Raw genomic sequence first — 25,433 nt, forward strand, 5'->3', positions numbered from 1 at the left:
CGTGGATGAGCAACGCGCCTTTGATCAAGGACTCAAGGAAGAAAACACCTTGATCACAGATCTCACCACCTGTGCCAGGCTGAGCCATAACAAGGCATTACGGCTGATCAAGCTGTCGAAATCAACGGCGTATTACCGCAACAAGCGCGTCCCTGTCCTGCACCGAAACCTGTCCTGCAGGCCGTGCCAGCACCAACAGCACCTGGTGTGGAACTAGCAGCACCTGGTGTGGAACCCACACCAGAGCCTTGGCAGGGAAAGGAGCCAGCAGTGTCGTCGGTGCGTCAAGCGTTGGCAGAACACGAACGCCAGTTCATTGTTGATGCGATCACCGCGTACCCACAACTGAGCGTTAGTGGGGTGTTTAACATGTTGTTTAACAAAGGCATCTACCGCGCATCACTACGTACATGGTGGCGTGTTGCCAAGCAGCACAAGTTGTTACACAAAGACCGAGTCAATGCCCTGTCCCCGGTGAAACGATCACCAACGCCACGGGTTAAGCCGAGGTTGGAAGCAACACAGCCTGGTCAGGTGGTGTGTTGGGATGTGACGTTCTTGCCGTCGCTGGTACGTGGTAAGACCTATGCGTTGCATCTGGCGATTGATTTGTTTTCCCGCAAGATTGTTGGGGCGAAGGTCGCGCCGACGGAAAATACCTCCACCGCGGTGGAGTTGTTAACGCAGGTGTTAGCGGATAATCCGGGTGTGGTGACGGTGCATTCGGATAATGGGTCGGCGATGACATCGACGAGGGTGCGGCGGTTGTTAGCGGATCATGGTGTGGCGTTGTCGTTGATTCGGCCGCGGGTGAGTGATGATAATGCGTTTGTGGAGTCGGTGTTTCATACGTTGAAGTATCGGCCGTTTTATCCGAAGGTGTTTGCATCGATGGATCAGGCCCGGGTGTGGGTGGAGGAGTTTGTGGTGTATTACAACACGGTTCATCCGCATTCTGGTGTGGCTGGGCATACTCCACAGTCGGTGTTTGATGGTAGTTGGAGGGCGGTGCATCGGTTGCGTGTGCAGGCGTTGGATGCCCATTACCGGCAGTTCCCGCAGCGGTATGTGGGGCGGCCGGTGGTTCAGGAAGTTGCTGGTGTGGTGCGTCTTAATGGTGCGCGTGATGATGGGTCTGTACAGGAGAGGGTTGGTGGTGTAGCGTCGCTGTTAAGTGCTTGAGTTAGCACGTGTTCTTATCGCCCCCCTGGTTCACAAACCCCTGGCAGCGAGCGTTTCCGGCGCCGATACTGCAATATCAAACCAAGATCTCCATTCTCCAACCGCGGTTTGGCCTCAATATGCAGCCCCGCCAAATCTGACCCAAAATTCCCATTGGGACGCCCAGAAAGTGCCCTCTCAGAATCGCGTTTAAGAGCCTGTGACCCACTAATCCATACAAATACCCATTCTGCGATCCCAACTGTTTAAACCGCAGTGTAATGACTTTGCTCTTTTTGTTTTGTGGAAGATCACATTGGTAAGTGTGTTTGGGCTGGTAAATCGTAGGTTTTCCGCACTAAGTTACCCTCGGTGTGAAGGACATCGTTTCGTAAAGACCTTTGTCTCATCTGTAGACGTGGAGGATTGGGGTCGTTGACTCGCCTTCGGCACTAATTTGAGCCAAGTCAGGCAAAAAGCCCCTCACACGGCATCCCAACAAGGGACACCGCATGAGGGGCTCAACGCAATAACCAACTAGCCTTCGGCGCGGAGGACACCGTCAACTAGGCGGGCGCGGGAATCCAGGAGGACTGCAGCTTCTACTTCCTTAGCTGCGTCTCCGTGGACACCGAGGTTGCGCTCGACTGGGCGTTCGTACAGTACGCCACCGTGCATACCGGCGACGATGGTACGAAGGCCTGCTTCTTCGCGAGCGATCGCGGATGCGCGCCATGCGTCAGCTGCCTCAGCACCACGTGCCACGCGGACTGCCTCGTAGAAGGCGTCTGGGTGAACAACAGCGACCATTGCGGAGACGTGTCCGAAGCCGAGGGAGGTAACAAGACCTGCCTTTGGTGCCTTCGCACGAAGGTCTAGTGGCTTGCGCAGCCAGACGAGGTGGGAGTGCTTGGACAGTACTGGGTCAACGCAGTCGAGCGCACGGTTGGCTGGCACCAGTCCGGATCGAAGGACCTGGGTGAGACCGATCATCTGGAATGCTGCTGCACCACCCTTGGCGTGTCCGGTGAGTGTCTTCTGGGAGATCACGTACATCGGGTTGCCGTCTGCACGACCGATGGCGGTTGCGATGCGCTCATGCAGGTCGGACTCGTTTGGATCGTTGGCGTTGGTGGAGGTGTCGTGCTTGGAGATAATGGAGATCTCATCAGCAGAGACACCGACGGAGCGCAGTGCTACTGCGAGGCGGGATTCCACACCATCGCGGGCAGCACCAAGGGCACCGAGGCCTGGGGCTGGGATGGAGGTGTGGGCACCATCTGCAAAGGACTCTGCGAATCCGATGACACCGAGCACTGGTAGTCCCAGGTCAGCTGCGAGTGATGCGCGTGCCAGCAGGACGGTTCCGCCACCTTCGGATTCGATGAATCCACCGCGGCGACGGTCGTTGGCGCGGGAGAAGAAGCGGTGCTCAATTCCCTTGCCTTCCATCTCTGCGGAGTCGGCGGTTGCTGCCATGTCGCCGAAGCCGGTGATGCCTTCAACGGACAGGGCATCGAAGCCACCTGCGACAACGAAATCGGACTTGCCGATGCGGATCTTGTCCAGTGCTTCTTCCACAGAAACAGCTGCGGTTGCACAAGCTGCGACTGGGTGGATCATCTGTCCGTAGCCACCGACGTAGGACTGCATGACGTGAGCTGCAACAACGTTGGGCAGTGCTTCCTGCAGAACGTCGTTGGCGCGTGGCTCTGCCAGGATGCGGTCCACGTAGATGCCGCGGAGGGATTCCATGCCGCCCATGCCGGTGCCCTGGGTGGAAGACACGCGAGCTGGGTGCACGGATGCGAGCAGTTCAGCCGGGGTGAAACCAGCGGACAGGAAGGCGTCGACAGTACAGACAATGTTCCACAGCGCGACGGTGTCCAGGTTGTCCACCATGTCTGCTGGGATGCCCCATACAGCTGGGTTGAAGTCCTTAGGAACCTGTCCACCAACGAAGCGGGTCATCGCCATGCGGCGAGGTACGCGGATTGCGGAGCCTGCCTTGCGAGTGACCTTCCACTCCCCTGCTGCTTCGTCGAAAGAAGCAAAGGTGAGTTCTGGCTCGGAGTGGACGTAGGTCAGTGCCTCTTCACGGGAGCCCACGTTGAAGGTGAGGTCATGGTCGAGGTAGACGGTGGTCAGCTCTGGTGCGAAGTTGTCGATCATGCCGTACTCAGGCATGTCATTGTACTTGCGAACACCAACGCGTGCCATGACTTCGTCGTGGTAGCGGTCGAAGATGTCTTCTTCGGCCACTGCCTCGTCGGAGTCGTCGTACCAGCCTGGCTTTGGATCTTCATCCCAGTGGATAAGTCCCATGGTCCATGCAAGTTCGATGACACCCGCGGCGGAGAGGGAACCGTTGAGTTCGGCGTCGAAACGCGTACGTGCAGAACCCAATGGGCCAAGCTCGCCGGCGCCAACGATGACGACCATCTCGTCGAGGTCTTGGGTGACTTGACCTGCGAAATCAGGGGTGGTTTGAACCACTGGTCGGTAAGGAGTTGGCAGTGCTGCCACTGTGCGTGGAGCCTCAACCACTGGTGTGTTAGCTGCCTTAGCTGCTTCTGCACGTGCCATTTCCGCCAGGTTCAGATCAGATTCACCAAGTCCGCCGGTGAAGTCGACGGTGATTGGCGCGGATGCTGCCTGCTCGCGGACAGTGGAAGTTGCCTGGGACAGCAGTTTCTCTGCAATTTCTTGGGTGGAGTAGGTTTCCACGCCTGCTTCTTCAGCTGCCTTGACCAAAGGATCGTTGCCGCCCATGAGGCCGGTGCCGCGAACCCAACCGATGTGAGCGTGCACGAGGGAGGTGTTTGCTCCCCATGCGCCCTGCTCGGCGTTCCAGCGGGTGACCACTGCGTCGAGAGCTGCCTTGGATTCACCGTATGCACCGTCGCCGCCGAAGCGTCCACGGTTTGGTGAACCTGGGATGACCACGTGCAGGCGGTGACCCACGTTGATGGAGGAGCCCAGTGGTGCAAGACCTGCGATGAGGCGCTCAACAGACCAGAGCAGAAGTCGCATCTGGGATTCTGCCTGTGGGCCTGCATCTGCCATGGATCCGGACACGCGAGGTGCCGCGAATGGGAACAGCAAGGTTGGGACCAAAGCTGGCTTGACCAGCTTGGATGCGCCGTTGACGGTGGTGGTCTGCTCGGATCCGACCCAGTTGATGATGGCGTCGATGTCTGAGTAGGAGCTCAAGTTAGCCGCCACGATCCACAGTGCTGCCGTGCCGCGTGCGGAACGTGCGTAGAGATCCTTGTAGAACTCCAGGCGGTCATGGCCGAGGTTAGAGGTCGTAGCAATGACAGTTGCACCGCCAGCAAGAAGCTTTTCGACGACTGCCGCCGCGATCGAGTTCGGCGATCCGCCGGTTACGACCGCAACATCGTCGGCGTAGTCCAAGGAGCTTTGGTCGCGAGCCTGAGCTGCGAGATCATCAAGTCCAAAGAATTCAGCCTGTGCTGCAACAGCTTCGCCTGCACCTGTGACATCGATATCAGTTGCTGCGAGTTCGCCAAGAGCAACGCGGGAGAGATCCTCACGCGCAGAAGCCCAACGGTCATCAAGCAGAACAACCTTTTCTTCATCGAAGCTTGGTGCAACCTGACGTGGCCAATCAGAACCGAGTTCCTTGGAGACCAACTCGTAGAGGTCTTCCTCTGCGGTGTCTTCCACGGAAACGGTTGCTGGCTTATCAAGACCCAGCTGGGTCAAGATGGTGCGGGCTGCCTGAGCAAGCACACCATCGTGTCCGGTGACCTGCTCTGCAAACTCGCCAAGAGCTGCGGAATCAACCACGCCACCGGCAGCGCCGCCTGCTGAAGGCAGGGAGACCGCAACGCCGTGGCGGGAGGCTACGGCCTGGACGGCTGCGTCGATAAGCGAATCAAGATCTGATGCAGACGCTGGGCTGGCAGGAGACAGTGACGCCAGGTCGCCGCCGCGCAGGGATGCGCCTTCGCGGGCGCCGATCACAACTTCAGCGACCACGTGGTCAGCCCAGCCCTGGCCCAATTCCCAGGTGCCGGTGACGCGCTCTGCAACATAGCCTGGGCGCTTACCGGTTGGACCGGTGAGGCGACGCAGGGCATCAGTTGCAGCATCGGAGAGCACAGGGCCAAACGCCTTGTAGCCCTTAGCCATCTTGGACACGGTGACCTTTAGATCACCGAGCTCAGCGTCGGCTGCGCCATCAATTGCGCCGAGGCCGAACTCCACACCAAGATCCAACAGGAGCTGGTTACGGCGAGAGGACACGCCCTCAACCAGGGTCTCGATGGAATCAGTGGCACCCATCTGATCTGGGCGAACCTTGGTCCAGATAGCGATGAGCATTTCAGTGGCATCAGAAGGAGTGAAGCTGATGTCATCTGGGCGAGGGCCGCCGGTGGCAGGGGCTGCAGCTGCAACAGGGGCTGGGGTTGCTGGGGTTTCAGTGGTTTCTACAGGAGCTGCTGGGGTCTCTTCAACCGCCACTTCACGCACAACCTCATCGGTAGCGAACACAACTGGGCGATCGCGCTCAATGTTTAACACCTCAATGGTGGCGTCCGAGTACTGAGGAAGGCGCAGAGTCTGGCCCATCATGTTGGCAAGCGTGGGAGCAGAGCCAACACCGACCTCCACGAAACGCTCAGCTTGAAGGCCCTTGATCAACAGATCCTGGGTTTCAATCCAACGCACAGGGGATGCGAACTGCCATGCAAGCAGCTCAATAAGCAACGTGCGGGCAAGCTTCTGCTTGTTGGCAGATGCAGCCTTGAAATCAGCCAAGATCTCATTGACATAGGTGGACTCCACCACTTCTGCCATGGATGTTACGAACTCTTCGGTGAGCTCGAATGGTCGTGCCACCAAGTTTGGAATGTAGCGGCCAACCAGCACGTCGAGATCCAGCTCAGCTGGGATCAAGGAATCTAGGTGCTCGCGGAACGCGCCCACACCATCGCGCAGCTTGGAGGAGTGGAATGGCACATCGATACCAGGAATCATGATGAAGGCACGCTGACCTGGTGCACGGTTCTCAACATCGGCACGAAGGGCGGCAAGACCAGCCTGGGTTCCAGCAACTGCGTACTGCAGACCAGCCAGGTTGTAGTTCACAATTTCCAGGAATTCGCCGGAAGCCTCAGAAATGGACGACACGTAATCAAAGACGTTGTCTTCAGTTAGACCCATCTTGTTGGGGCGAAGAGCTGCCAGCGCGTAGTTGGACAGACCGTTTTCATCGCGGTCCACCAAGCGGTGCATGGTCAAGCCACGACGGTAAACGATCTCCAGAACGGATTCCAGGGACAGCACACCAGCGTAAGCAGCAAGCGCGTTGTACTCACCAACGGAGTGTCCAGCAAAGTATGCACGCTGGTTCAAGGCATGTGCTTCACGCATTTCAGCGATCTGAGCAACACCCAGAGTTGCCATGCCCACCTGAGTGAACTGGGTGAGGTACAAAACGCCGTCTGGGTGGAAGAACTTCTCCCCTGCCACGGTTACTTCGCGTGGGTTGTTTTCCACGATTTCCACGATGGAGAAGCCCAGCTTGTTGCGGGTGTGTGCATCGGCGCGGTCCCAGATAGCGCGAGCTGCCTGAGAGTTACGGCGTGCTTCCATACCCATGCCCTGGGACTGAATGCCCTGGCCGGGGAATGCGTAGAAAGTAGATGGAGCTGCAACAACAGCGGTGGCAGTAAGCACTAAGTTGCCGTTGACGGTTGCGGTAACGGTGCGGACTTCTCCCATTCCTGGGCGGTTGTCCACAGCGGAGCGCTCAACGTTGAACTCAATTTCTTCACCTGGAAGAACTGGTGCCAGCATGGTTGCGGTGTATTCCACGACCTTGGCTGCGGGAGTTTGGATCTGCTCATCGTTGAATGCTGCACCGGCGATCAGTTCACCGATGGCAGAGGTCCACATACCGTGCACGATCACACCTGGCAGACCAGCCAGGGAAGCCGCAACATCAGAGACGTGAATTGGGTTGCGGTCACCGGAGATCACAGCGAATGGGCGCATGGATTCAGGTGCAACAACGGTTGCCACTGCGCGAGCTGAGCGTGGGGTGTCCACGGTGGTTGGCAGTGCGGAGGTGTTGGTGCGTGCGACAGCGTTGCCCTTGCGTCCGCGGATCGCGAAACGCTCAGCCAACGTAGCAATCAGGTTGCCTTCTGCGTCGGCGATTTCTGCGCGCACGATCACGAGGCGCCCCAGGTCGGTATCGACTACCTCATCGGCAGTCGCGGAAACCTTCAGCGCGCCGTCGGTTGGGACATCGGACTTGAGCACAATGTGGTGCTCCAGGTGAACCAGGGACAGCATGCCTTCCACAACGGATGCGGAATCGGTACCTGGGATGACCGCGGACTTCACGGCAGCGAACACTGCTGGCCATGCGCGGCCAACCAGCACGTCAGGTGCGGTGTGTGCAGGAACAACGGATGCTGGCAGGTAGCCTGCGGTGACGTTGTTGTAGTCAGCGATGACGCCGGCATCGACGGAGGTTTCCCAGGTAGCGGTGCCATTGTTCACAGTTGCCAGGGTGCCGCCAGCTGCGATGCGGGTCAGTTCACCCATCGCGGCTTCAGCGTCTTCCTGGGTGACCAGGGGGACAGCGCTTGGCAGAGCGTCGATGGGGCTGGTGAAACGGATTTTCAGCTCAGCGGTGGTGCCGAATGCGGTGGAACCCGCCAAAGGCACAGTCAGCATCGCGTGCTCGGCGTCTTCGTACACCAAGTTGGCGCCGGTTGGGCTATGGAATGCTTCGAATTCGGAGCGGGACCACTTGTCAGCATGCCCAAGGCTGTGGATCACCGATGGGATGTTGCGGCCAGCCCAGAATGTGCCAGGTGAGGAAAGCACTTTGCCCATGATGTCGCGGGAGCGGGAATCGTGCTCATCGATGCGCTCGATGGTGGCGTCGACAAAGCGATCAAGCAGGTCAGCGACAGGTTCGTTGGCCTTGGTGATGCCAGCAACAGCGACGACACCAGGGATAATAGCCACCTGATCAGCGGTGTAGCGATCATCGTGGGACTGCCACAGGGAGTCCGAGCGCCACCAGCGACGCACGTCCTTATCAATGACAGGCACAAAGTTCACAGGCTTGCCCGGCGTGCGGCACAGGCCCAAGAACCAGGCGACATCAGCCGGGGTGAGCAGGTCGGTTGCGGCATGCGGGTAAGCAGCAACAAGCTTGTCGACGCCATCCTCCACCGTCAGGCTTGGCTCAAATTGGCCATGATCCTGTTCGATCAAACGCGCCTCGGCCCGCTCCAGCATTTGAGCGAAACGTGCGGTCCAGGACGGATCAATCCACTGACCATCAACAGGACCAGACAGCTCGAGGTAGCGGTTGAGCCACTGCTCGTAAGTCATGGATCCGATGTCACCGAAGTAGACCTTGGCGGTCTTGCCAATCGCTTCAATGATCTCATCCCGGCGCGCCTGCACGGCCGTCTCATCGCCTGCGACCTCATCAAGAAGGCGTCCAGCCTTAGCAAAGGAGTTGTCGATCTCGTGGATGTCTGCGCCGAGCTGGGAACGACCAGATGCCATTCCATTCTTTGCGCCACCAGCAGGAACCCACTCATCAGAGCCCTGGGTAGAAACGAGAAGTTCCTTGACCGCCTGGGAGGTGGTTGCTTCCTTGGTTGCCATCGCAGCGGTACCCACCAAGATGCCATCAACAGGCATAGCTGGCAGACCGTAAGAAGTGGACCAGGAACCGGTGACGTAATCGGCAGCGCGCTCAGGGGTGCCAATACCACCGCCGACACACAGCACCACGTTGTCTAGTGCGCGGACCTTGCCATAAGTGGCGATCAGCAGCTCATCGAGGTCTTCCCATGAGTGGTGACCACCAGCAACGCCACCCTCAATCTGGATGATGATGGGAAGTTCTGGAATTTCTTTAGCAATCGCAAGTACTGCCTCAACCTGCTTGATGGCACCTGGCTTGAACGCAATCCATGGGAAGCCATCACGCATGAGTTCCTTGACCAATGCAACAGCTTCATCCTTTTCAGGAATGCCGGCGGTGATCACAATGCCGTCGATGGGTGCACCGTTGGCGCGTGCCTTAGGAACAAGGCGCTTGCCACCGATCTGCATCTTCCACAGGTATGGGTCTAAGAACATGGAGTTGAACTGGGCGTTGATGCCTGGCTCAAGCATGTCGGTGAGCTGCGCGATGTGAGTTTCGAGCAGCTCTGGGGTGACCTGTCCGCCACCAGCAAGCTCAGCCCAGTGTCCACCGTTCGCTGCAGCTGCAACAATGGCAGGGTCAACGGTGGTTGGGGTCATTCCTGCCAGCATCATTGGGGTGTGGCCGGTAAGCTCAGTGAACTTGGTGACAAGGCGTGGGGTTCCATCAACGTGCTCAACGCGAGGTGCAAATTCCTGGTAATCCACAGGTAGCTCTGGTGCCATGCCCGCATCAAAGATCTTGGCCTGGCCTGCTGCGTCACCAACATAGAAAGAATCGGCGCCTCGGCCCTCAAGGATGTTGGCAGTCAGCTTGACGATGCCACCATCTGGCCCAACGTCGAGGAACCAGCGAGCGCCAGCCTCATACGCTTTGTTGACGCGTGCTACCCAATCGACAGGGTTAACCAAAACATCAGCGGCGATCTCGCGGGTGAGTTCCACATCCAAACCAGCAGTGGTTGCCCACGCCACGGTCTGCTCCACAGCCATGTTCATAGCTGGGTGATGGAAAGCAGCCTGCACCTTCAGCGGAGTAATACGGGGGCTGAACGCGGAACCGCCGCGCAGCTTATCTTCAATGGCCTTCTTATCCTTGGCAGCCATTGCCTCAATGACCTTAACAACGCGAGCGTTGTCGTCTGGGCGTCCAACCAAAACATAAGAATCGCGGGAGTTGCACAGACCGATAACCGGGCGGATCTCCGCAGGGACTTCGGCGCAGGCCGCGTCGATAGCTTGCTGAAGCTGTTCGCGGGTAATTCCGGCGATCGACAGCATCGGCATGTTGTCGCCCTGTGCGATCAGGCCCGTCATGCGTGCGGTGCGGGTGATCGCTGCACCGATCAATTGCGCAATGGCAACGAGTTCATCAGCACGAGTCGCATCCTTGAGCAGGTGCACGCCCAATACGCCCTGGGAATGACCAATGCTGGACACAGCCTGATCCACATCAAGGCGCTGCGCCTCAAGGGAATCCAGGGTTGCAATCTGGGAGACAAAGATACCCGGCACGCTCACTGCAGATTGTGCAGTATCGAAAGCTGGATCTTCGGAGTTGTTAGCCCAAGCCACTGGATCGAAACCAAATGGAAGGGTGCCAATGAGATCATCTGCAACTGGTGCAAGCAGCGCATTTGCGCGCTCGACGATGTCACTAACATTGGTGCCCGCACCTGCGGCAACCGCGGCACGAAGGGTCTTCAACCAGTCATATCCTTGGCCGGCGAAAGCGAAGGCAAAAGGCTCCTGGCCAAAGCGGTTAATCAGTCGGCTGGCCCCGAAGTTCCTGCTCAATTCGGTCACGTGAGAACTCGCTCCTTGTATAACTTAGCCGGGATGAACGCAGGGCGTGGATCCTGACCTGAAGTTTCGGTTAATACTATTTTGTAAAGAAAATGGCACGCCTGTAAACCACCAGGGTGACATTGGATAGAAAACAATATGCCACAAATCATGAGGAAAACGTCATCTTTTGCGGGCGTGGCATTTTCCGCCCCTCTTATCGTGCCATTTAACCTCTTCCAAACAAAACTTTCATGGACGAAAAGGTCCTTCCAACAAGTGAGGGAAACCTGCAGGTAATCACTAACCCAGGAGGTCTGTTAACAAGTTTCGCGCAGCCTCTAGCTCGTCGGAATTGTTGTGGCCTTGTTCACCTTCCATTTGCTTGAGGGAAATTCTCACACCCTCCACAGGCAGGAACACTTGGCACGCATGATCCGGTATAACCTCAGCTTCAGCAACAATGCCCCGATCTTCCATCCAGGCATCGAAATCGCGCGAAATACTCATGCCTTCAAAGTGTAGGTTCTAGCTGGCTGTCCAGCCACCATCCACGGCGTAAGACGCGCCGGTAACCATGCCCGCCATGTCGGATGCCAGCCACGTGACCAAAGAGGCGACCTCATCCGCATCGACAAGTCCCTTTATCGCAGATTCTGTAAGCATGATCTTCTCCACCACTTCTTCTGGAGCAATGCCATGTGTGACTGCCTGATCTTTAATCTGTTTCTCCACTAAAGCAGTCCGCACATAAGAAGGATTCATGCAGTTAGATGTCACCCCATATTCCGCACCCTCCAGGGCCGTAACTTTCGAAAGGCTTTCCAGGCCATGCTTTGCAGCCACATACGCCGATTTAAAAGCACTCGTACGAAGCCCATGGATGGAGGAAATATTAATGATGCGTCCGAATCCACGCTCATACATCGCGGGCAATGCGGCACGAATTAGAAGGAAAGGGGATTCCAACATCAGCTTGTGAATGAAGCGCCAATCATCCGGAACGAACTCATGAATCGGCGCGACTTTTTGAATACCGGCGTTATTGACCAAAATATCCACGTCTAAGGTGAGAAATTCCAACGCCTTGGTATCTGAGAGATCCACGGCCCAGTAATCTCCCCCAATTTCTTCAGCCAACTCTTTCACTGCCTGCTCATTCTGATCACACACCGTCACTGTGGCACCTGCCCGGGAGAACGCACGAGCACAAGCCGCCCCAATCCCAGATGCACCTCCAGTAATCAAAGCTGTGCGACCTTCAAGTGAAATGTTGGTGGACTGAGACATACCTTTTCCCGCTTTCCTTATTGAGATATAGAACAGAATGCCAACCACTTCTGATTCGCACCATATATATAGGTGCAATTTTCTCTCGCGATTTTTGTAGGTGGCTACAGCTCCCGGCCACAGACTTCCAGAACCCACGACACTTCAATGACCGTGGATGTATCCTCCAAATAGCAGCCCGTTAACTCCTCAAACCGGCGCAACCGATAGCGGAGCGTATTCACATACACAGGAATACTGCGCGCAGCAGCAGGAATATTCATCTGGTTGTCCACATATGCCCGCAAAGATTCCACGATCTCATGAGCAAACTCGCCAGATTCCCTTAGTGGCTCCACATATTTCTGCGCAAGAATCTCCGTCACCCGTGGGCTTGCGTGAATAGCCAACTTCCACGACAAATCTTGCGCCCGCTGCACCTCATTAAGTTTCAGATTATCGGCAGCCTTCAATACAAGGGATGCATCCTTATATGAGTCCGCCAGCTTTGAGAGCACCTCTGCCCTACCCAAACCCACAGCAAAACCAGGGCCGTCCACGTTTCGCCTCGGCTCCCCGATCACAATCCCCACGATCACGCTTGGCTGCACCGATGTCAGCACCCGTACCCCGGCGCGCTGAGCCCACTTCTGGATCTGTGTTTCAGCTTTCGCATGATCAGATGAGGTGGCTGCCAACGCCCTTAAAGGAGAGTCTGCCGGAACGTCATACATCGCAGCACCCCATAAAAGCTCTGACAGTTCAGAGCCTTCCGAGACCGCTTTGCCGATCCATTCCGATCTCCGCACCGAATCGGCGATCGCCGTGGCAACCTCGTGATCGCGAGACACGCTTGTGGCACGTGTCGAAAAGGCATCATTGACCGCCCACATCAGTGTGGACCAGCGCAGCATTCTGCCGGGATCAATATTGCATTCCGGGCCCAACTGCACCAAATGCTCCAGAATTTCCCCCAGAGACATCCGAAAACCGTGCAGCACACTTCCCAGCGGCACATTTTGCGCTATGCGTTCGTCGGCAAGCCTTAAAGCCTCAGGCAAGTCCTCGGCCTTAGGCTCGGTGCCCGCGTTAATCACGCGAATAATCAAGGCCGTATTGCGTATCGACGACTCCCTGATCGGCCCCGCGTCAACGAGCTCATAGCCCGGGATCGTAGCGAGCAACTTTGCGGCGGTGCCCTCCGCGATGTCCGGCGCATCGGCATCCAAACGTGCGAGCAATTCTTGCCACCGTTCGGCATGCACATCCGCTACCGAACCATCCGACGTGACGGAACTAACATTCTCCATGGAATCCCAGGGTAGCGGGGATCATTGCACCATGCGACACCCCTAGCACGGCGTGCTTGGTAGCACGAAAACTTGTACAGGGGTGGGGTTACCCCCTAACGTTGTCACAACTTGATAACGGACTGGTTAATAAATGGCCAATCTGACCATTTTAACCTCCATAAAAAGGATTCTCATGCTAAACATCGCACGCAACCGCAACATGAAGCGTCGACTAGCAATTGCTGCTTTCGTCGCTACCGCAACCGCTACCGCCACCATGGCACCAGCATCCGCGCAAACCGACTACGCAGGCCTTTCCTCCGGCGTTGCCGACACCGTCGCAGAAGCTGCAGGAGTCGCAACCACCGCCGTCGCACCAGCCGCCACCGTAGCGCGCCCAGCAAACGGCACCTTCACCTCCGGATTCGGACCACGTTGGGGAACCTTCCACAACGGCATCGACATCGCAAACTCAATCGGCACCCCAATCTACGCCGTCATGGCCGGCACTGTCATCAGCTCCGGCCCAGCATCCGGCTACGGACAGTGGATCCGCATCCAGCACGACGACGGATCCATCTCCATCTACGGACACATGGAATACCTCTACGTCTCCGTCGGCGAGCGCGTCGCAGCAGGCCAGGAAATCGCAGGAATGGGTAGCCAAGGATTCTCCACGGGCTCCCACCTCCACTTCGAGATCCACCCAGACGGCGTCACCCCAGTCGACCCACAGGCATGGCTCGCAAACCACGGCATCTACGTTTAAGCACTAGTCGTGAAATAAAAAGAAGCTGCAGGTCATCTTGGTTGATGACCTGCAGTTTCTTTTGTGCGCCTAAGCAAGACCAACTACTACGGGCAACTGTCAAAAGCAGGCGAACTACTCAGTTTTACATATCAAAGATTGCTTTCTTAAAACGGATAACAATCACCAGAAACAGCAATTTACGCAATACCCTCGCCTACCCTGCTTAATAATTAGAGTTTTCGTTTAGCAACTTCAGAGAGCACAATCGATGATCTGGCGTAAACACAATCTGTAACGCACACATCACCATGAGGCAATACTAGAAATCCAACGCGACATTAACCGTGGTCACGCGGGACTAGGCGGATCATAACCCCCACTTACATGTCCTGCGCGGGACAATCAAACGATCACTACTCGAACCGTCTCATTAGGGTACACCCTTTTAGATCTTTGCATGGCGCACGTTTCGTTTGTTTCGTTTATTCGGTAATGTGGGGGCATGTCACACCTACAGGACAATGAACTCGCCAGCACGGCGGCCACAGCCCGTAAGGCTTTGCAGAAAATTAATCGCGTCCTGAGCGATACATCTACGAATAAGGACGTCAAGGTCGTTGTGGAGGACTCCGATGACGTTATCCGTCTACCTCGAGAAGTAGCCAAAGTACTCCGGGAGATCCTGGTTAATTCAGCAGCCGGCAGATCGGTAGGCGTGATCCCTATGCGGGCCGAGCTAACCACCCAGCAAGCAGCTAACCTGCTTAATGTCTCTCGTCCGCATGTCATTAAATTAATGGATGACGGCATCTTGCCCGGACATAAGGTTGGCACGCATCGACGCATCTATGCGGCCGACGTGCAGGCCTACAAACACCAACGAGATATTGACACCCGCACAGCTGCAGATGATCTCACTGCCCTGACCGAGGAGATGGGGCTGTACGAGTGAGCGGCTTTACCGTTGTCTACGACGCCAACGTGCTGTATCCCACTATGTTGCGCGACATCCTGATCAGATTGGCAGGCACAGGTATTTACCAAGCCCGGTGGACCGAGGACATCTTGGATGAGGTCTTTCGCAATCTCCAGGCCAACCGGCCAGATCTTGACCCCAGTAAACTGCGCCGAACCAGAGAGCTGATGTGTCGGGCTGTGGATGATTGTCTGGTGACTGGGTATGAAGATTTAATTGAGTCATTGTCTTTGCCGGATCCTGATGACCGTCATGTTCTTGCTGCGGCCATTAGATGTGGTGCCCAGGTGATCGTTACCGAAAACGTGCGGGATTTTCCTCAAGACGTGATGGATAAATACGGCATCGAGATCCAGGGGGCTGATGAGTTTTTATGTGATCAGATTGATCTGTTCGGTACTCGTGTCCATCAGGCTGTTACCTATGCCGCGGCGGCGTTTAAGAATCCGCCCAGGACTATTGATGATGTACTAGATGCACTGGCCAAGGCGGGAGCCCCGTCTGCCGCGGACTTACTCCGGAGATAGACCGCCCTGCCCACGAGATGCTTGGGAGGTATGATTTATTGACAAAACTCGTCAGAGCCGGAGCAATCGTATATATACCAGAAGTCATTCATGTACTGACATAAATTAGTCCATGGAAACTGCGCCCAGTCGTCATGATCTTATCGCCCTGAGCGGCCCCGACCAAGGGTGAAGCGTCAAAGGAAGGGGCGTAGTTTCGAGGCGATAGCATCAGTTGAGTCGATGGAGATTTCATGAACATCGCCCCAATTAGTGCCGCCCTCCGGCATTGTTCCAGCTACATGGACATGAAAATGAGGAATTGCTTGGTGTGCGTCCACCCCATTGTTCTGCCAGACGCTGATGCCGGGGCGTTGCTCTGCACAATCAATAGCTCGAGCTGCAGTACGCGTAAGCCGCATTATCGCTTCAGACTCTAGATCATTCAGATTAAGCAGAGATGGGGCGTGTCGAGTAGTAACTATTAGCAGATGAGCTACCCCTCGCTGTTCCCGAGTAACGAGGTGCTGTTGCAAAGTTGGGCGGAGGGGCCACGAACGCCCGAGTTTCATTTCTCCATGGTCTCTGCGACTCAGCGTTCTCAGGCCGTCTCGAAGACCCGGCTGACGATCACCGCGTCCGGGTTCGGTTGCCCGTAAGCAAACATCGTCCCCTGACCTTTCCGCAAGGAGTGCATCGCCTCCATCCCTTTCAACGTCCGATATGCAGATGTCTAAGTTCTTAAACGCGCCTTTCGGCCCGAGGATCCGCTTCAGCCGACCATGGTCGCCTTCCAGGATGTTGTTGAGGTATTTCACCTGCCGGTGTTCCACTGTTGGCGGGCAGATTCCCTCTGACTTCAACTCGGCGATTGCCCTGGCTAGGGAGGGTGCTTTATCGGTGTTGATCACTCTGGGATACCCGGCTGACGCATTGGATCTGAGGGCCTTGGCCAGGAAACGCTTCGCTGCCGCTACGTTGCGCTTCGGGGAGAGGTAAAAGTCCAGGGTCTGGCCACCAGCGGTGATCGCCAGATCAGAGGTAGCACCACCTGCCGCCGACCCGGATATAGGTCTCATCCACCCGCCAGGAACTGGCCTGCCAGTCAGGTACCTGCCGGTACCACCGAGTGTGCTTGTCCAGCTCAGGGGCGTATTTCTGGACCCAGCGGTGAGAATCGTGGTGTGATCGACCGGCACGCCCCGCTGAAGTCATCATTTCCTCCAGATCTTAGGTCAGCTCACCCCGTAGCGGCAGTGACCTGCGCACTGCCCACAAAATGATGCCACGGGGGAAATGACGACCGGAGAAGATACCCATGGCTCTGATTATTTCACGTCGCTCTTCCTACTGCCCCAACTTTGCAACAGCACCGTATCAGTTATTGTTGCGATTTTTCACTTACACAGAAAATATCACTGGCGTTTATTGACGAAATGAATAATAACTAGCCACAGCACTCCAACTAAAATAATAGCTGCGCTGAACCCTAATCCTATTGTGCTAAAACTCTCTTTCGTAATTTCCCAGTAGTTGCCTTCTTTAAACACTGGTGCAACCACGACACAATAAGCGATAACTCCTAATAATACTGAAGCAAGTCCACGAAGAACTGACTTCGGATCTTTGATTTTACGCATTTTCCCTTCTCTCGTAACTCAAATATATATGGGCGTTATATTTACTTGCCCCTTAGTATTTCCGCCTTGAATAATGCCGATAAGCTGCTGCTGAGAATCAAATACAGGCCCGCCCGAGTCTCCGAAAGATACAGCCAGCGTTGCTTCAAAGACTGTGAACTCTATGTCCTTCCACCGGGATAAACTCATTACCTTTGTAACAGGTTCAGTGGAAGTAAACTTCCCGACTGCAGATATCTGATTGTCACTAATTGTAAAGGCGCAAGGTTTCGGGATCGGCACCTGGCGCACCGGCATCGGCTTATATGTCCCCGCATCAAGACGACTACGACCATCCACCCACTGTGTCGCTAACCAACTCCGCAACTCTTGCGTTGTTAATCCATCAACACCAGGCGCACCCCGAGTAGTCTCCACACGTTCCAGCGCAGCAAACAAATTCTGTCGAGAAAACACCATTTCCCACAGCCCCTGCTCACCGCTCATGTCATCCACTGCATACGCCGACAACTGACTACGCCCACCGTGATTACCTTCGGGATTCACCCTATCCTCATCACGATGACCCGTACCTACGGGATGGCTGCGATCGTCACCAGTCATAACCAGCGCCCCCTTTCACAACACTGAGATATAGAATTCAGTCCTTCTCGCTCACTTCACCCACGAACCGTGGTGATCCCAGCGATACTATGACCTCGGCTGACTCCTGCCCCATCAGATCAGCCCTTAGAGCTAATCCGCCCACAAAAAAGGTGAGCACTAGGACAGGCCTCCTTAGGTCTAAGAATTTGTTCTATCCATCTACGACCGCCACATTTACCCAATTGCTGTTTCGGTGGAACGGGCTTCGACGATCCTTGCCGCCTTACCCCAACAACCAGGCCTTATATGTGATTCGTATTCCTCGGTGCAGATATTTGCTTGAAGCTTCCTCCCCACAACACCTCACGGTGATGCAGTTGCCATCAGCTACGGAGTTAAACCACCTTCACTCCCAGGGACTTACACCCATAAGAACAAACCCATGCCGGGCGAACAAAGAAACTGCAGGTCATCTTTGTTGATGACCTGCAGTTTCTTTTTGTGCGCCTGGAGAGACTTGAACTCTCACGTCCTAGGACACTGGAACCTAAATCCAGCGCGTCTGCCAATTCCGCCACAAGCGCTTAATGCGGGTTTTACTATACATGGTGTAGTCCCAAATTAACTAATGCGGGTGACCAACTGCACCGTAAAAAAATTCGCTTATCGTAAATCAGCAGGTAGAATAACACTCTATGAGCGAGCCAGGGCCATCCGGGGTTAAAGAAAAGAAGAAAGTAAAGGCAAGTCACATTGTCTTTCTTCTCATTTGTTTTATCGCAGCCTGCGCGTTGGCGTGGTGGCAGTGGTCAAGATTCCAGTCCGGGTCTGGAACTTTCCAAAACCTAGGCTATGCCTTCCAGTGGCCTCTTATCGGAGCATTCTTTGTTTATGCCTACCGCAAGTATTTGCAGTATGAGAATGAGTCCATTGAGTTAGAAAACATGGAAGCCCAAATGATAGCGGAGCAAGGCAAGACACCAATTGCGCAGCCAGAGCAAGAAGACAGCTTCATTCAGCTATCTCATCGTCCGAGCCTGGTGGAAGATGACAGCGTCAAGGAAATCGACGAATCCTTCCTGCCGTCTCGCCCGACGATGGATGTGGAAGAGTTCAACAGGTTGAATGATCCGCATGCACGGAGACGTCGAAAAGCATAAACCTGGAACTTTTCCGGGCCCGCGCCCGACTGCTTTGCTGAAGCCCTATCCCGCTATTTTATTTTTGAAGGAAGAGTTGCGTGTCTACCACGACCCCAATCCACCCCGAGCGTAAGAAACGCGTTCGTCAGGCCCTCACCATGTTCTCCATCGCTGCGTGGGTGACTGGTGTGTTTTTGCTGGCGCTGGTGGCGGAGATGATCATGAAGTACATAATTGGCATGGATCTTCCTGAGTGGGCACGATTCGTTCCGATTGCACATGGATGGGTTTACATTGTTTTCTTGATGACCACCCTGAACCTGGGTCTGAAGGCGCGTTGGAATCCGACTCGTTGGGTGACCACCGCTATCGCAGGTGTGGTTCCGCTGCTGTCATTTTTTGTTGAGCACAATCGCCGCAAGGAAGTTACTGAGACATTCCAGCTGAACTCATAGTTATATACACAAAAACCTCCCCGTCCGATCACTGCGTGTGATCTGGCGGGGAGGTTTTAGTTTTCCTTAAGGCCTTAGCTAACCGCAGCTACCTGTGCGATCTTCTCAACCAATCCGCGCAGCGCTTGACCGCGGTGGGACAAAGCGTCCTTTTCCTCTGCGGAAAGTTCAGCGGAGCTGCGTCCTTGTCCATCGATTTCCTCTGCTGGAATGAACAGTGGATCGTATCCGAAACCGTTTTCGCCCTTAGGTCCGCGTAGGAGTTGGCCTTCCCAACGGCCTTCCTGAACAAATTCTTGGCCGTCCGGAAGTGCAAGCACGCATACGGACACGAAGGCTGCGTTGCGGCGCTCGTCGGGAACATGTTCCATTTGGGCAAGAAGCAGCTCGTTGTTGGCGGTGTCGTTGCCGTGTGCGCCGGACCAGCGTGCGGACAAAACGCCGGGCATTCCGTTGAGTTCTTCGACAGCGATGCCGGAATCATCGGCGATCGTGGCGATGCCTGTGTGGGTTACCCCGGCGCGCGCTTTGATCTGTGCGTTGTCGGCAAAAGTGCGGCCGTCTTCGATCGGCTCGTCGTATGCCTCGACATCACGCAGCGCAAGCAATTCAACGGAATCCAGGCCTGCTTGATCCAAAATCCGCTGGAGTTCTTTGAGTTTCTTTGCGTTGTTGGATGCAAGAAGAAGTTTCATCCGGTGTCCTTAACTCTGTTGTGGTTTTAGATTCCCAGTGCAGCTTTTTGGGCAGCAACCAATTCGCGGCAGCCCTTTTCGGCATAGTCAAGCATGTCGTTGAGCTGCGCGCGGGTGAAGGTAGTTTCTTCGCCGGTGCCCTGAACTTCCACGAATTCACCGTGTTCGGTCATAACAACGTTGAGGTCAACATCGGCGCGGGAATCTTCTTCATATGGCAGGTCAAGGCATACATTACCGTCGACCAGACCAACGGAAACAGCAGCAACTGGTGCAAGAAGTGGGCTACCTGGAACAACGCCTCGCTCCTGCAGAACCTTGATGGCGTCAGCCAGGGCCACATATGCACCGGTGATAGATGCAGTACGAGTACCGCCGTCGGCCTGCAGAACATCGCAGTCAATCGCAATGGTGTTTTCGCCCAGCTGGGAAAGATCCACAGCTGCACGCAAAGAACGACCAATCAGACGAGAAATTTCATGAGTGCGTCCCTTGACCTTGCCGGCCATGGATTCACGACGGTTACGCTCCGCAGTCGCAGCAGGAAGCATCGCGTACTCTGCGGTCAACCAGCCTTCACCTGAATCACGCTTGAAACGCGGCACACCCAATTCCACAGAAGCGGTGCACATGACACGAGTATTGCCGAATTCTACAAGCACGCTGCCTGCAGGGTTGGAAGTAAATCCACGGGTGATTTTGACGGCACGCATCTGATCCTGTGCGCGGCCATCAAAACGAGAAAAGCTGGAAGAAGAAGTCATGAAATACAGGGTACCTTCCAGCCCAACACCCCCGCGCACCAAGATGCTTTTCGACGCCCACCTCCACCAGTTCAGCCCAAAGCCCACGCGCTAGGGGCCGAAACTAACAATGCATTGGTGGAGCTAGCTGCTCAACAAACCTCCAAACCACTGAGCAAACAGTGCGGAAAGCCCACCAAAGATGCGGCTGAACACCTTGAAGAATGAATCCAGAACTGAACCAAGAGTCGATCCAGTAGCTACTGGAGTCTTAGGATCTTCTGGGACAACGGGAATCTCCCCAGCAATTGTCAGAGTGGACCAGCCCAGAATATTCGCTGAACCTGTCTTGCCAGCCTCATACACTGCCAACTGATTCTCGCCACCACGACGAGAAGGAATAGTGATAGTTACTGTGCCATCAGCCCCCACAGTCATTCGATCAAAGCTGAATGTCGTTGGGAACAACACCACATCTACATCTTCGCCGGCTGGTAGACCACCGATGGTGATTTCCTGACCAGCTTCTGCCTCCGATGGAACTACGAGACTGCCTTGGTTTCCGGCATTGAGATCACTTGCCTGTGGAGCAATTGGCTGTTCACCAGACCTGGACGCATTAGTGAAATCAACATTAAAGCTCATAGGCGCCTTCTTAGGATCACCTGCGCCATCTGAGGAATACCAGTAGGAAGACAAGTTGGTATCAAAGTGGAAATCAAGGAAGCCCTGCGGCCACGCTCCCCAACCTGCACCGGAAGTAACCTGAGGGGTGGCATCCAGTGGGACATCAACAATCACTCCGTCATGATCAGAATTGATTGTCACAACACCTTCAGGATCAAGGTCCACTCCCCCAAACGTTGCGATCGTGACATCGTCATACAAGTCAGTCAACGGGGTTTTCTCATTCGGGTTCGACATCTCCACTGCATAGCCAGTGAGATCACCAGTCAGAACGCCAGTACCAGCTACAGAAATCTCGAGGTGCGGATTCGTGATGGTAAACGGCACCAAACCATCGTAGAAGTTGATGCTGAAAGAACCCTCCCAATCAACGGTCGCAGACCCATCCGGGTTAATAGCTGCCTTGCCGCCACCAAATTCAACGAGCTGATCCACAGTTGCATCACTAATGTGCGCAGCCCTAGATGCGTAGTCAGGCTCAGTATTGGTAGTGCCATCATTGTGGATGATGCGTACATCCCTATCAGTTGACTCGTAGGTCAATGCAGATCCATCAGACACACCAGCGGATAGGTAGTTGGAGTCACCAAATAGTGGTCGTGATTGTACTTCCTCACTAATACCCCAACGCAGTACAACATCATCAATGCTCAGGCCATCATCAGGGATCTCGGTGGCAGAACGTACCGTGAGAACAGCTTCCCTCGACATCGTGGTGCCAGAAGCATTAGTAGCAACGGCACATAACCTTGCTCCAGACTGATCAACTGCCGTATCAGTCACGGTTAAGGAGGTGAGTCCATCTGCCGTAGTGACCTGGAAGTTGTTGTCAGTGTTAATCCTGATCCAGACTCCATTGTTGCGGTATTCCCAGTAGACATTTTCAGCTTCGAGCGGGTCCCGACCCCTGGCAAAACCTTTGTTTAACCTGTCAGTATTACTTAACGCTCCTCCCAAATTACCCTCGGGTTTAGACATAAAAATAGCCCCTTCCGGGGCTAAATAATCCATCTACCAGGTATTTAGAAGTGCTCGTAATTTCAACAGCTCCAACTAAGCGAATTACCGCAATTACAGAATCACCAAAGCTACCTTATTAGCACAAACGGACTAAAACTCGATAACCATTCCTGATCGTGCCAATTCGATAGGACCATCAAAGTGTTCTGCGGCTGCTGCCACTGTGGCCTCTGCATCAATCCATGGTGGAACATGAGTGATAATCAGTTTCTTTACGCCAGCTGCTGCCGCAATTCTTCCGGCGTCTTGGCCACACATATGCATTCCTGGTGCTTTGTCATCGCAAGAGGTGCCCCAAGTTGCCTCGCACAAGAAAATGTCAACGTTGCGGTCGGCGTCGATAAGCGCTTCGGTGTACGCGCTGTCACCGGAATACGTAATTGAGGCGCCGGTGCGGTGCTCCTCTACGCGAAGCGCGTAGGTCTCAATGGGATGCACAACGCGGAACGGCGTGACCGTGAAATTATCAATGAGCTCTGGCTTGCGCTCTTCCCAGGCGTCGAAAGCAAAAGTATCTGACATATCATCAACACCATCAGGCTCATCGGAGCTCAAACGACCAAGCCTGTTGGGGGTATCTTCAGGTCCAAACAAAAGATTGCGGCTCTTGGCGGCCAGCGTTGGGTGGAACCTGCGCCACACCATCAAGGACGCAAAATCAGCGCAGTGATCGGTGTGCAAATGGGAGAAAATAACATGCGCATCAGCAGGATCTTGAATTTCTTGAACTGCTGCAAGGACACCTGGGCCCATGTCCATAATCACGGCAGGGGCGTCCGGAGAAGTTAACAGATATCCGGATGCGGGGTTACCTGGAGCGGGCACGCTACCAGAGCTTCCAAGGATGGTCAGTCTCATAAGGATACTGTGCCATGCAATTGAAGATCGCGTGAACTTTTAGGCCAAAATGTGAATTTCTAACTACCCCTCCCCTTTCAGAGGTAGAACACACACCTGGGGTTATCCCTCGTTTTGTCTCACTTGGGAAACAATTGGCCCAAGGAATCGGCGGCTTAATTGCGCAAAGATTTCCGGATCGCCTGTTGATTCAAAGCTATAACTTGGCTCAGGATGCATGTCCGGATCGGCTAAAAGATCCTGTTGGCTCAAGATTCTCAGCACGTCTTTCGCAGTTTCTTCCGCACTAGAGACCAAACTTACGTGGTCCCCCATTGCCAACTGAATGACACCGGATAGTAGTGGATAGTGGGTGCATCCAAGCACGAGGGTGTCCACCCCTTCTGCTTGCAGAGGCTCTAAATAATCCTGCGCAATGTTGAGGATCTGCCTGCCGCTGGTAATTCCGCGTTCCACGAAATCCACAAACCGTGGGCATGCCACTGCGTTGACCTCAATGGAGGGGCTTGCAGAGAAAAGATCCTGGTACGCACCGGAATTAATGGTTCCCACTGTGCCGATCACGCCCACTTTGCCATTGCGGGTGGATGCCACCGCACGCCTTACTGCGGGAAGAATAACTTCCACGACTGGCACACTGTATCGTTCACGGGCATCCCGGAGAAACGCAGCGGACGCAGTGTTACAGGCAATGACAATCATCTTGCATCCGCGTTCCACCAACTCATCGGCAATGCGGATGGCGTGCTCACGGACCTTAGCGATAGGCAATGGACCATAAGGGCCATTGGCAGTATCACCGATATAAATAACTGATTCATGTGGCAATTGATCGATGATTGTGCGAGCTACGGTTAATCCGCCAACTCCAGAATCAAAAATTCCAATCGGCGCATCAGCACCTGGCACGGGGCGTTCAATCATAGATCCACTGAAATCAGTCACGGTTGCCATCATAAGCCACCTCGCGTTGCTTCCCTTTTTATCCGTCCAAGATGTGTCACAATATGGCAATGGCTGATTCACCTGATCAAGAAACCAGACGATTCGCTGCGGTGCGAGCAACTTCGGAGACCATTGGTTCCCCCGCAGCTGCGGCGTCCGCGAAACGTTCACCCAAAGGCAGTCTCATTGGGTTGATCTTGATCTTGGTGGCCATCATCGTGATTGCGTTTGTCTTGTTGTTCAACAGCCTCGTTGCACCAAATAATTCCTCGAGCCCTGTGGCAAGTCCAAGCACCTCTGAATCTGTGGAGCAAACTATTTCGGAATCCCCTGAGTCACCGAGCGCGACAGAGGATCAGCCCCCAAGCAGTGCAACGGAAACTCCCCGAAACCGCCCTGCGCAACCATCACTTCCTGCGGGAGCATCACCAGCCAATGATGCCGCAGCCGCCCAGACCGATGCCGGCAATTTGAACAATGTGTACACCGGGTCAGCGTCCACCTCAGCAGGTTTTGCCCAAGCCGTCCGAGATGCTTTTGTAAACCACTATTTAGACACCAATGAACTATCCGGCAGGGTGACAGCCACCAGCCCTGTTACCGGCGGAAACTACACCATGAACTGCGAAGACAACGGCGAGTACGTCACCTGCACAGGTGGCAACAACGCCGTTGTCTACATTTCTTAAAACTTCTAACTACACCCGGGGCAGCCTGTTGGACATATCGAGTCGGTTCACAATCTTCTTCATTGCGGTGCCCATTACCTTGAGTTCTTCTGGCGTGAGATCGTCAAACACCAAACGACGCACTTCCTTCACATGACCAGGGGCTGTTGCTTTAACTTTCTCCCACCCAGAGTCCGTGAGCACAGCAACGGTGGCGCGACCATCATCGGGATCGGGAACACGCTTCACCCAGCCAGCCTTTTCTAGGCGAGTAACCACTCTAGATAGATGCGATAGCGTCATATCGGACAGCTCAGCAAGCTCACTCATGCGCACCCGACGTTCCGGGGCCATAGAAATCTGCGCCATGGTGAAGTACTCAAAGTGGCTGACACCCGCAGCTTCTTTCAGTTGAGCATCCAAGCGAGCAGGCAGGCCGATTCGCATTGTCCACACATCGAGCCACACATCTTGTTGCTCATCGGTTAGCCAAATGTCCTGGGATTCGGAATTCTCACTTGTCATGTCAATTAAGTGTAGTC

General features: G+C 54.9%; 21 protein-coding genes, 1 tRNA gene and 1 pseudogene. 8 read left to right on the top strand and 15 right to left on the bottom strand.

Annotated elements, in window-relative coordinates:
* Nucleotide 1: 1 nt before the first annotated feature.
* Together KW808_RS12820 and KW808_RS12825 are read left to right on the top strand one after the other, a co-directional pair.
* Nucleotides 2-217, top strand: a complete 216-nt coding sequence (locus KW808_RS12820) for a hypothetical protein (RefSeq protein WP_499651905.1) — start codon at nt 2-4, stop codon at nt 215-217.
* Nucleotides 184-1,182: an IS3 family transposase gene (locus KW808_RS12825; protein ID WP_499652184.1), complete on the top strand. Its 999-nt coding sequence runs from the start codon at nt 184-186 to the stop codon at nt 1,180-1,182. The genes KW808_RS12820 and KW808_RS12825 overlap by 34 nt, the downstream gene beginning before the upstream one ends.
* A 516-nt stretch (nt 1,183-1,698) precedes the next feature.
* Here the strand turns inward: KW808_RS12825 and KW808_RS12830 are convergent.
* The 4 genes from KW808_RS12830 to KW808_RS12845 all read right to left on the bottom strand — a co-directional run bounded on the left by KW808_RS12830 (nt 1,699) and on the right by KW808_RS12845 (nt 13,238).
* Nucleotides 1,699-10,680, bottom strand: coding sequence for a type I polyketide synthase (locus KW808_RS12830; RefSeq protein WP_046552200.1), 8,982 nt, complete (start codon nt 10,678-10,680; stop codon nt 1,699-1,701).
* Between the two features lie 282 nt (nt 10,681-10,962).
* Nucleotides 10,963-11,169 carry a hypothetical protein gene (locus tag KW808_RS12835; RefSeq protein WP_003857695.1) on the bottom strand — a complete coding sequence of 69 codons (207 nt, stop codon included), beginning with the start codon at nt 11,167-11,169 and terminating at the stop codon, nt 10,963-10,965.
* Between the two features lie 18 nt (nt 11,170-11,187).
* Complete coding sequence (locus KW808_RS12840) at nt 11,188-11,949, bottom strand: 3-hydroxybutyrate dehydrogenase (RefSeq protein WP_034983148.1); 762 nt, start codon at nt 11,947-11,949, stop codon at nt 11,188-11,190.
* A 104-nt stretch (nt 11,950-12,053) separates the two neighbouring features.
* A complete protein-coding gene (locus tag KW808_RS12845; RefSeq protein WP_034983149.1) occupies nt 12,054-13,238 on the bottom strand; it encodes a PucR family transcriptional regulator in 1,185 nt (394 codons plus the stop codon).
* 175 nt (nt 13,239-13,413) lie between these two features.
* On the opposite strand from KW808_RS12845, the gene KW808_RS12850 reads away from it, so the two are divergent.
* The 3 genes from KW808_RS12850 (at nt 13,414) to KW808_RS12860 (ending at nt 15,474) form a co-directional block, all read left to right on the top strand.
* Nucleotides 13,414-13,989 carry a M23 family metallopeptidase gene (locus tag KW808_RS12850; RefSeq protein WP_003857696.1) on the top strand — a complete coding sequence of 192 codons (576 nt, stop codon included), beginning with the start codon at nt 13,414-13,416 and terminating at the stop codon, nt 13,987-13,989.
* Nucleotides 13,990-14,473: 484 nt separating this feature from the next.
* Nucleotides 14,474-14,923 (top strand): helix-turn-helix domain-containing protein, encoded by a 450-nt coding sequence (locus KW808_RS12855; protein ID WP_034983151.1) that lies wholly within the window; start codon nt 14,474-14,476, stop codon nt 14,921-14,923.
* Entirely contained in the window at nt 14,920-15,474 is a 555-nt protein-coding gene (locus KW808_RS12860) for a PIN domain-containing protein (protein ID WP_034983152.1), read from the top strand. The genes KW808_RS12855 and KW808_RS12860 overlap by 4 nt, the downstream gene beginning before the upstream one ends.
* A gap of 176 nt (nt 15,475-15,650) precedes the next feature.
* Here KW808_RS12860 and KW808_RS12865 read toward each other — a convergent pair whose 3' ends face one another.
* From KW808_RS12865 to KW808_RS12885, 5 genes and pseudogenes are all read right to left on the bottom strand, one after another.
* Nucleotides 15,651-16,025 (bottom strand): HIT family protein, encoded by a 375-nt coding sequence (locus KW808_RS12865; protein ID WP_051665806.1) that lies wholly within the window; start codon nt 16,023-16,025, stop codon nt 15,651-15,653.
* Between the two features lie 29 nt (nt 16,026-16,054).
* A pseudogene (locus KW808_RS12870) lies at nt 16,055-16,773 on the bottom strand (IS6 family transposase).
* A 95-nt stretch (nt 16,774-16,868) separates the two neighbouring features.
* The gene (locus KW808_RS12875) at nt 16,869-17,093 is read right to left on the bottom strand and encodes a hypothetical protein (protein WP_074495111.1); all 225 of its coding nucleotides are present in this window, start codon (nt 17,091-17,093) and stop codon (nt 16,869-16,871) included.
* Nucleotides 17,094-17,111: 18 nt separating this feature from the next.
* A complete protein-coding gene (locus KW808_RS12880; RefSeq protein ID WP_003860323.1) occupies nt 17,112-17,696 on the bottom strand; it encodes a trypsin-like peptidase domain-containing protein in 585 nt (194 codons plus the stop codon).
* A 484-nt stretch (nt 17,697-18,180) separates the two neighbouring features.
* Nucleotides 18,181-18,262, bottom strand: a tRNA-Leu gene (locus tag KW808_RS12885).
* Between the two features lie 111 nt (nt 18,263-18,373).
* Between KW808_RS12885 and KW808_RS12890 the strand changes: the two genes are divergently transcribed.
* Both KW808_RS12890 and KW808_RS12895 read left to right on the top strand, forming a co-directional pair.
* Nucleotides 18,374-18,838, top strand: coding sequence for a membrane protein (locus tag KW808_RS12890; RefSeq protein ID WP_003860319.1), 465 nt, complete (start codon nt 18,374-18,376; stop codon nt 18,836-18,838).
* An 80-nt stretch (nt 18,839-18,918) separates the two neighbouring features.
* Nucleotides 18,919-19,275 (top strand): DUF3817 domain-containing protein, encoded by a 357-nt coding sequence (locus KW808_RS12895; RefSeq protein WP_003860317.1) that lies wholly within the window; start codon nt 18,919-18,921, stop codon nt 19,273-19,275.
* A gap of 74 nt (nt 19,276-19,349) precedes the next feature.
* Here KW808_RS12895 and rdgB read toward each other — a convergent pair whose 3' ends face one another.
* The 5 genes from rdgB to murI form a co-directional block, all read right to left on the bottom strand.
* Nucleotides 19,350-19,970 carry an RdgB/HAM1 family non-canonical purine NTP pyrophosphatase gene (rdgB, locus tag KW808_RS12900; RefSeq protein ID WP_003860315.1) on the bottom strand — a complete coding sequence of 207 codons (621 nt, stop codon included), beginning with the start codon at nt 19,968-19,970 and terminating at the stop codon, nt 19,350-19,352.
* Between the two features lie 26 nt (nt 19,971-19,996).
* Nucleotides 19,997-20,734 carry a ribonuclease PH gene (gene rph / locus KW808_RS12905; protein WP_003860313.1) on the bottom strand — a complete coding sequence of 246 codons (738 nt, stop codon included), beginning with the start codon at nt 20,732-20,734 and terminating at the stop codon, nt 19,997-19,999.
* A gap of 123 nt (nt 20,735-20,857) precedes the next feature.
* Nucleotides 20,858-22,378 (bottom strand): hypothetical protein, encoded by a 1,521-nt coding sequence (locus KW808_RS12910; protein WP_003860312.1) that lies wholly within the window; start codon nt 22,376-22,378, stop codon nt 20,858-20,860.
* A gap of 132 nt (nt 22,379-22,510) precedes the next feature.
* Nucleotides 22,511-23,278 carry a 3',5'-cyclic adenosine monophosphate phosphodiesterase CpdA gene (cdpA, locus tag KW808_RS12915; RefSeq protein WP_499652190.1) on the bottom strand — a complete coding sequence of 256 codons (768 nt, stop codon included), beginning with the start codon at nt 23,276-23,278 and terminating at the stop codon, nt 22,511-22,513.
* Nucleotides 23,279-23,380: 102 nt separating this feature from the next.
* A complete protein-coding gene (gene murI, locus KW808_RS12920; protein ID WP_034983156.1) occupies nt 23,381-24,235 on the bottom strand; it encodes a glutamate racemase in 855 nt (284 codons plus the stop codon).
* 56 nt (nt 24,236-24,291) lie between these two features.
* On the opposite strand from murI, the gene KW808_RS12925 reads away from it, so the two are divergent.
* Nucleotides 24,292-24,912, top strand: a complete 621-nt coding sequence (locus tag KW808_RS12925; protein WP_230622978.1) for a hypothetical protein — start codon at nt 24,292-24,294, stop codon at nt 24,910-24,912.
* Nucleotides 24,913-24,921: 9 nt separating this feature from the next.
* Here the strand turns inward: KW808_RS12925 and KW808_RS12930 are convergent, their stop codons facing one another.
* Nucleotides 24,922-25,416 carry a MarR family winged helix-turn-helix transcriptional regulator gene (locus KW808_RS12930; RefSeq protein WP_003860308.1) on the bottom strand — a complete coding sequence of 165 codons (495 nt, stop codon included), beginning with the start codon at nt 25,414-25,416 and terminating at the stop codon, nt 24,922-24,924.
* Nucleotides 25,417-25,433 lie beyond the last annotated feature (17 nt).

The organism is [Brevibacterium] flavum, assembly GCF_019317305.1.
Lineage (GTDB): Bacteria > Actinomycetota > Actinomycetes > Mycobacteriales > Mycobacteriaceae > Corynebacterium > Corynebacterium glutamicum.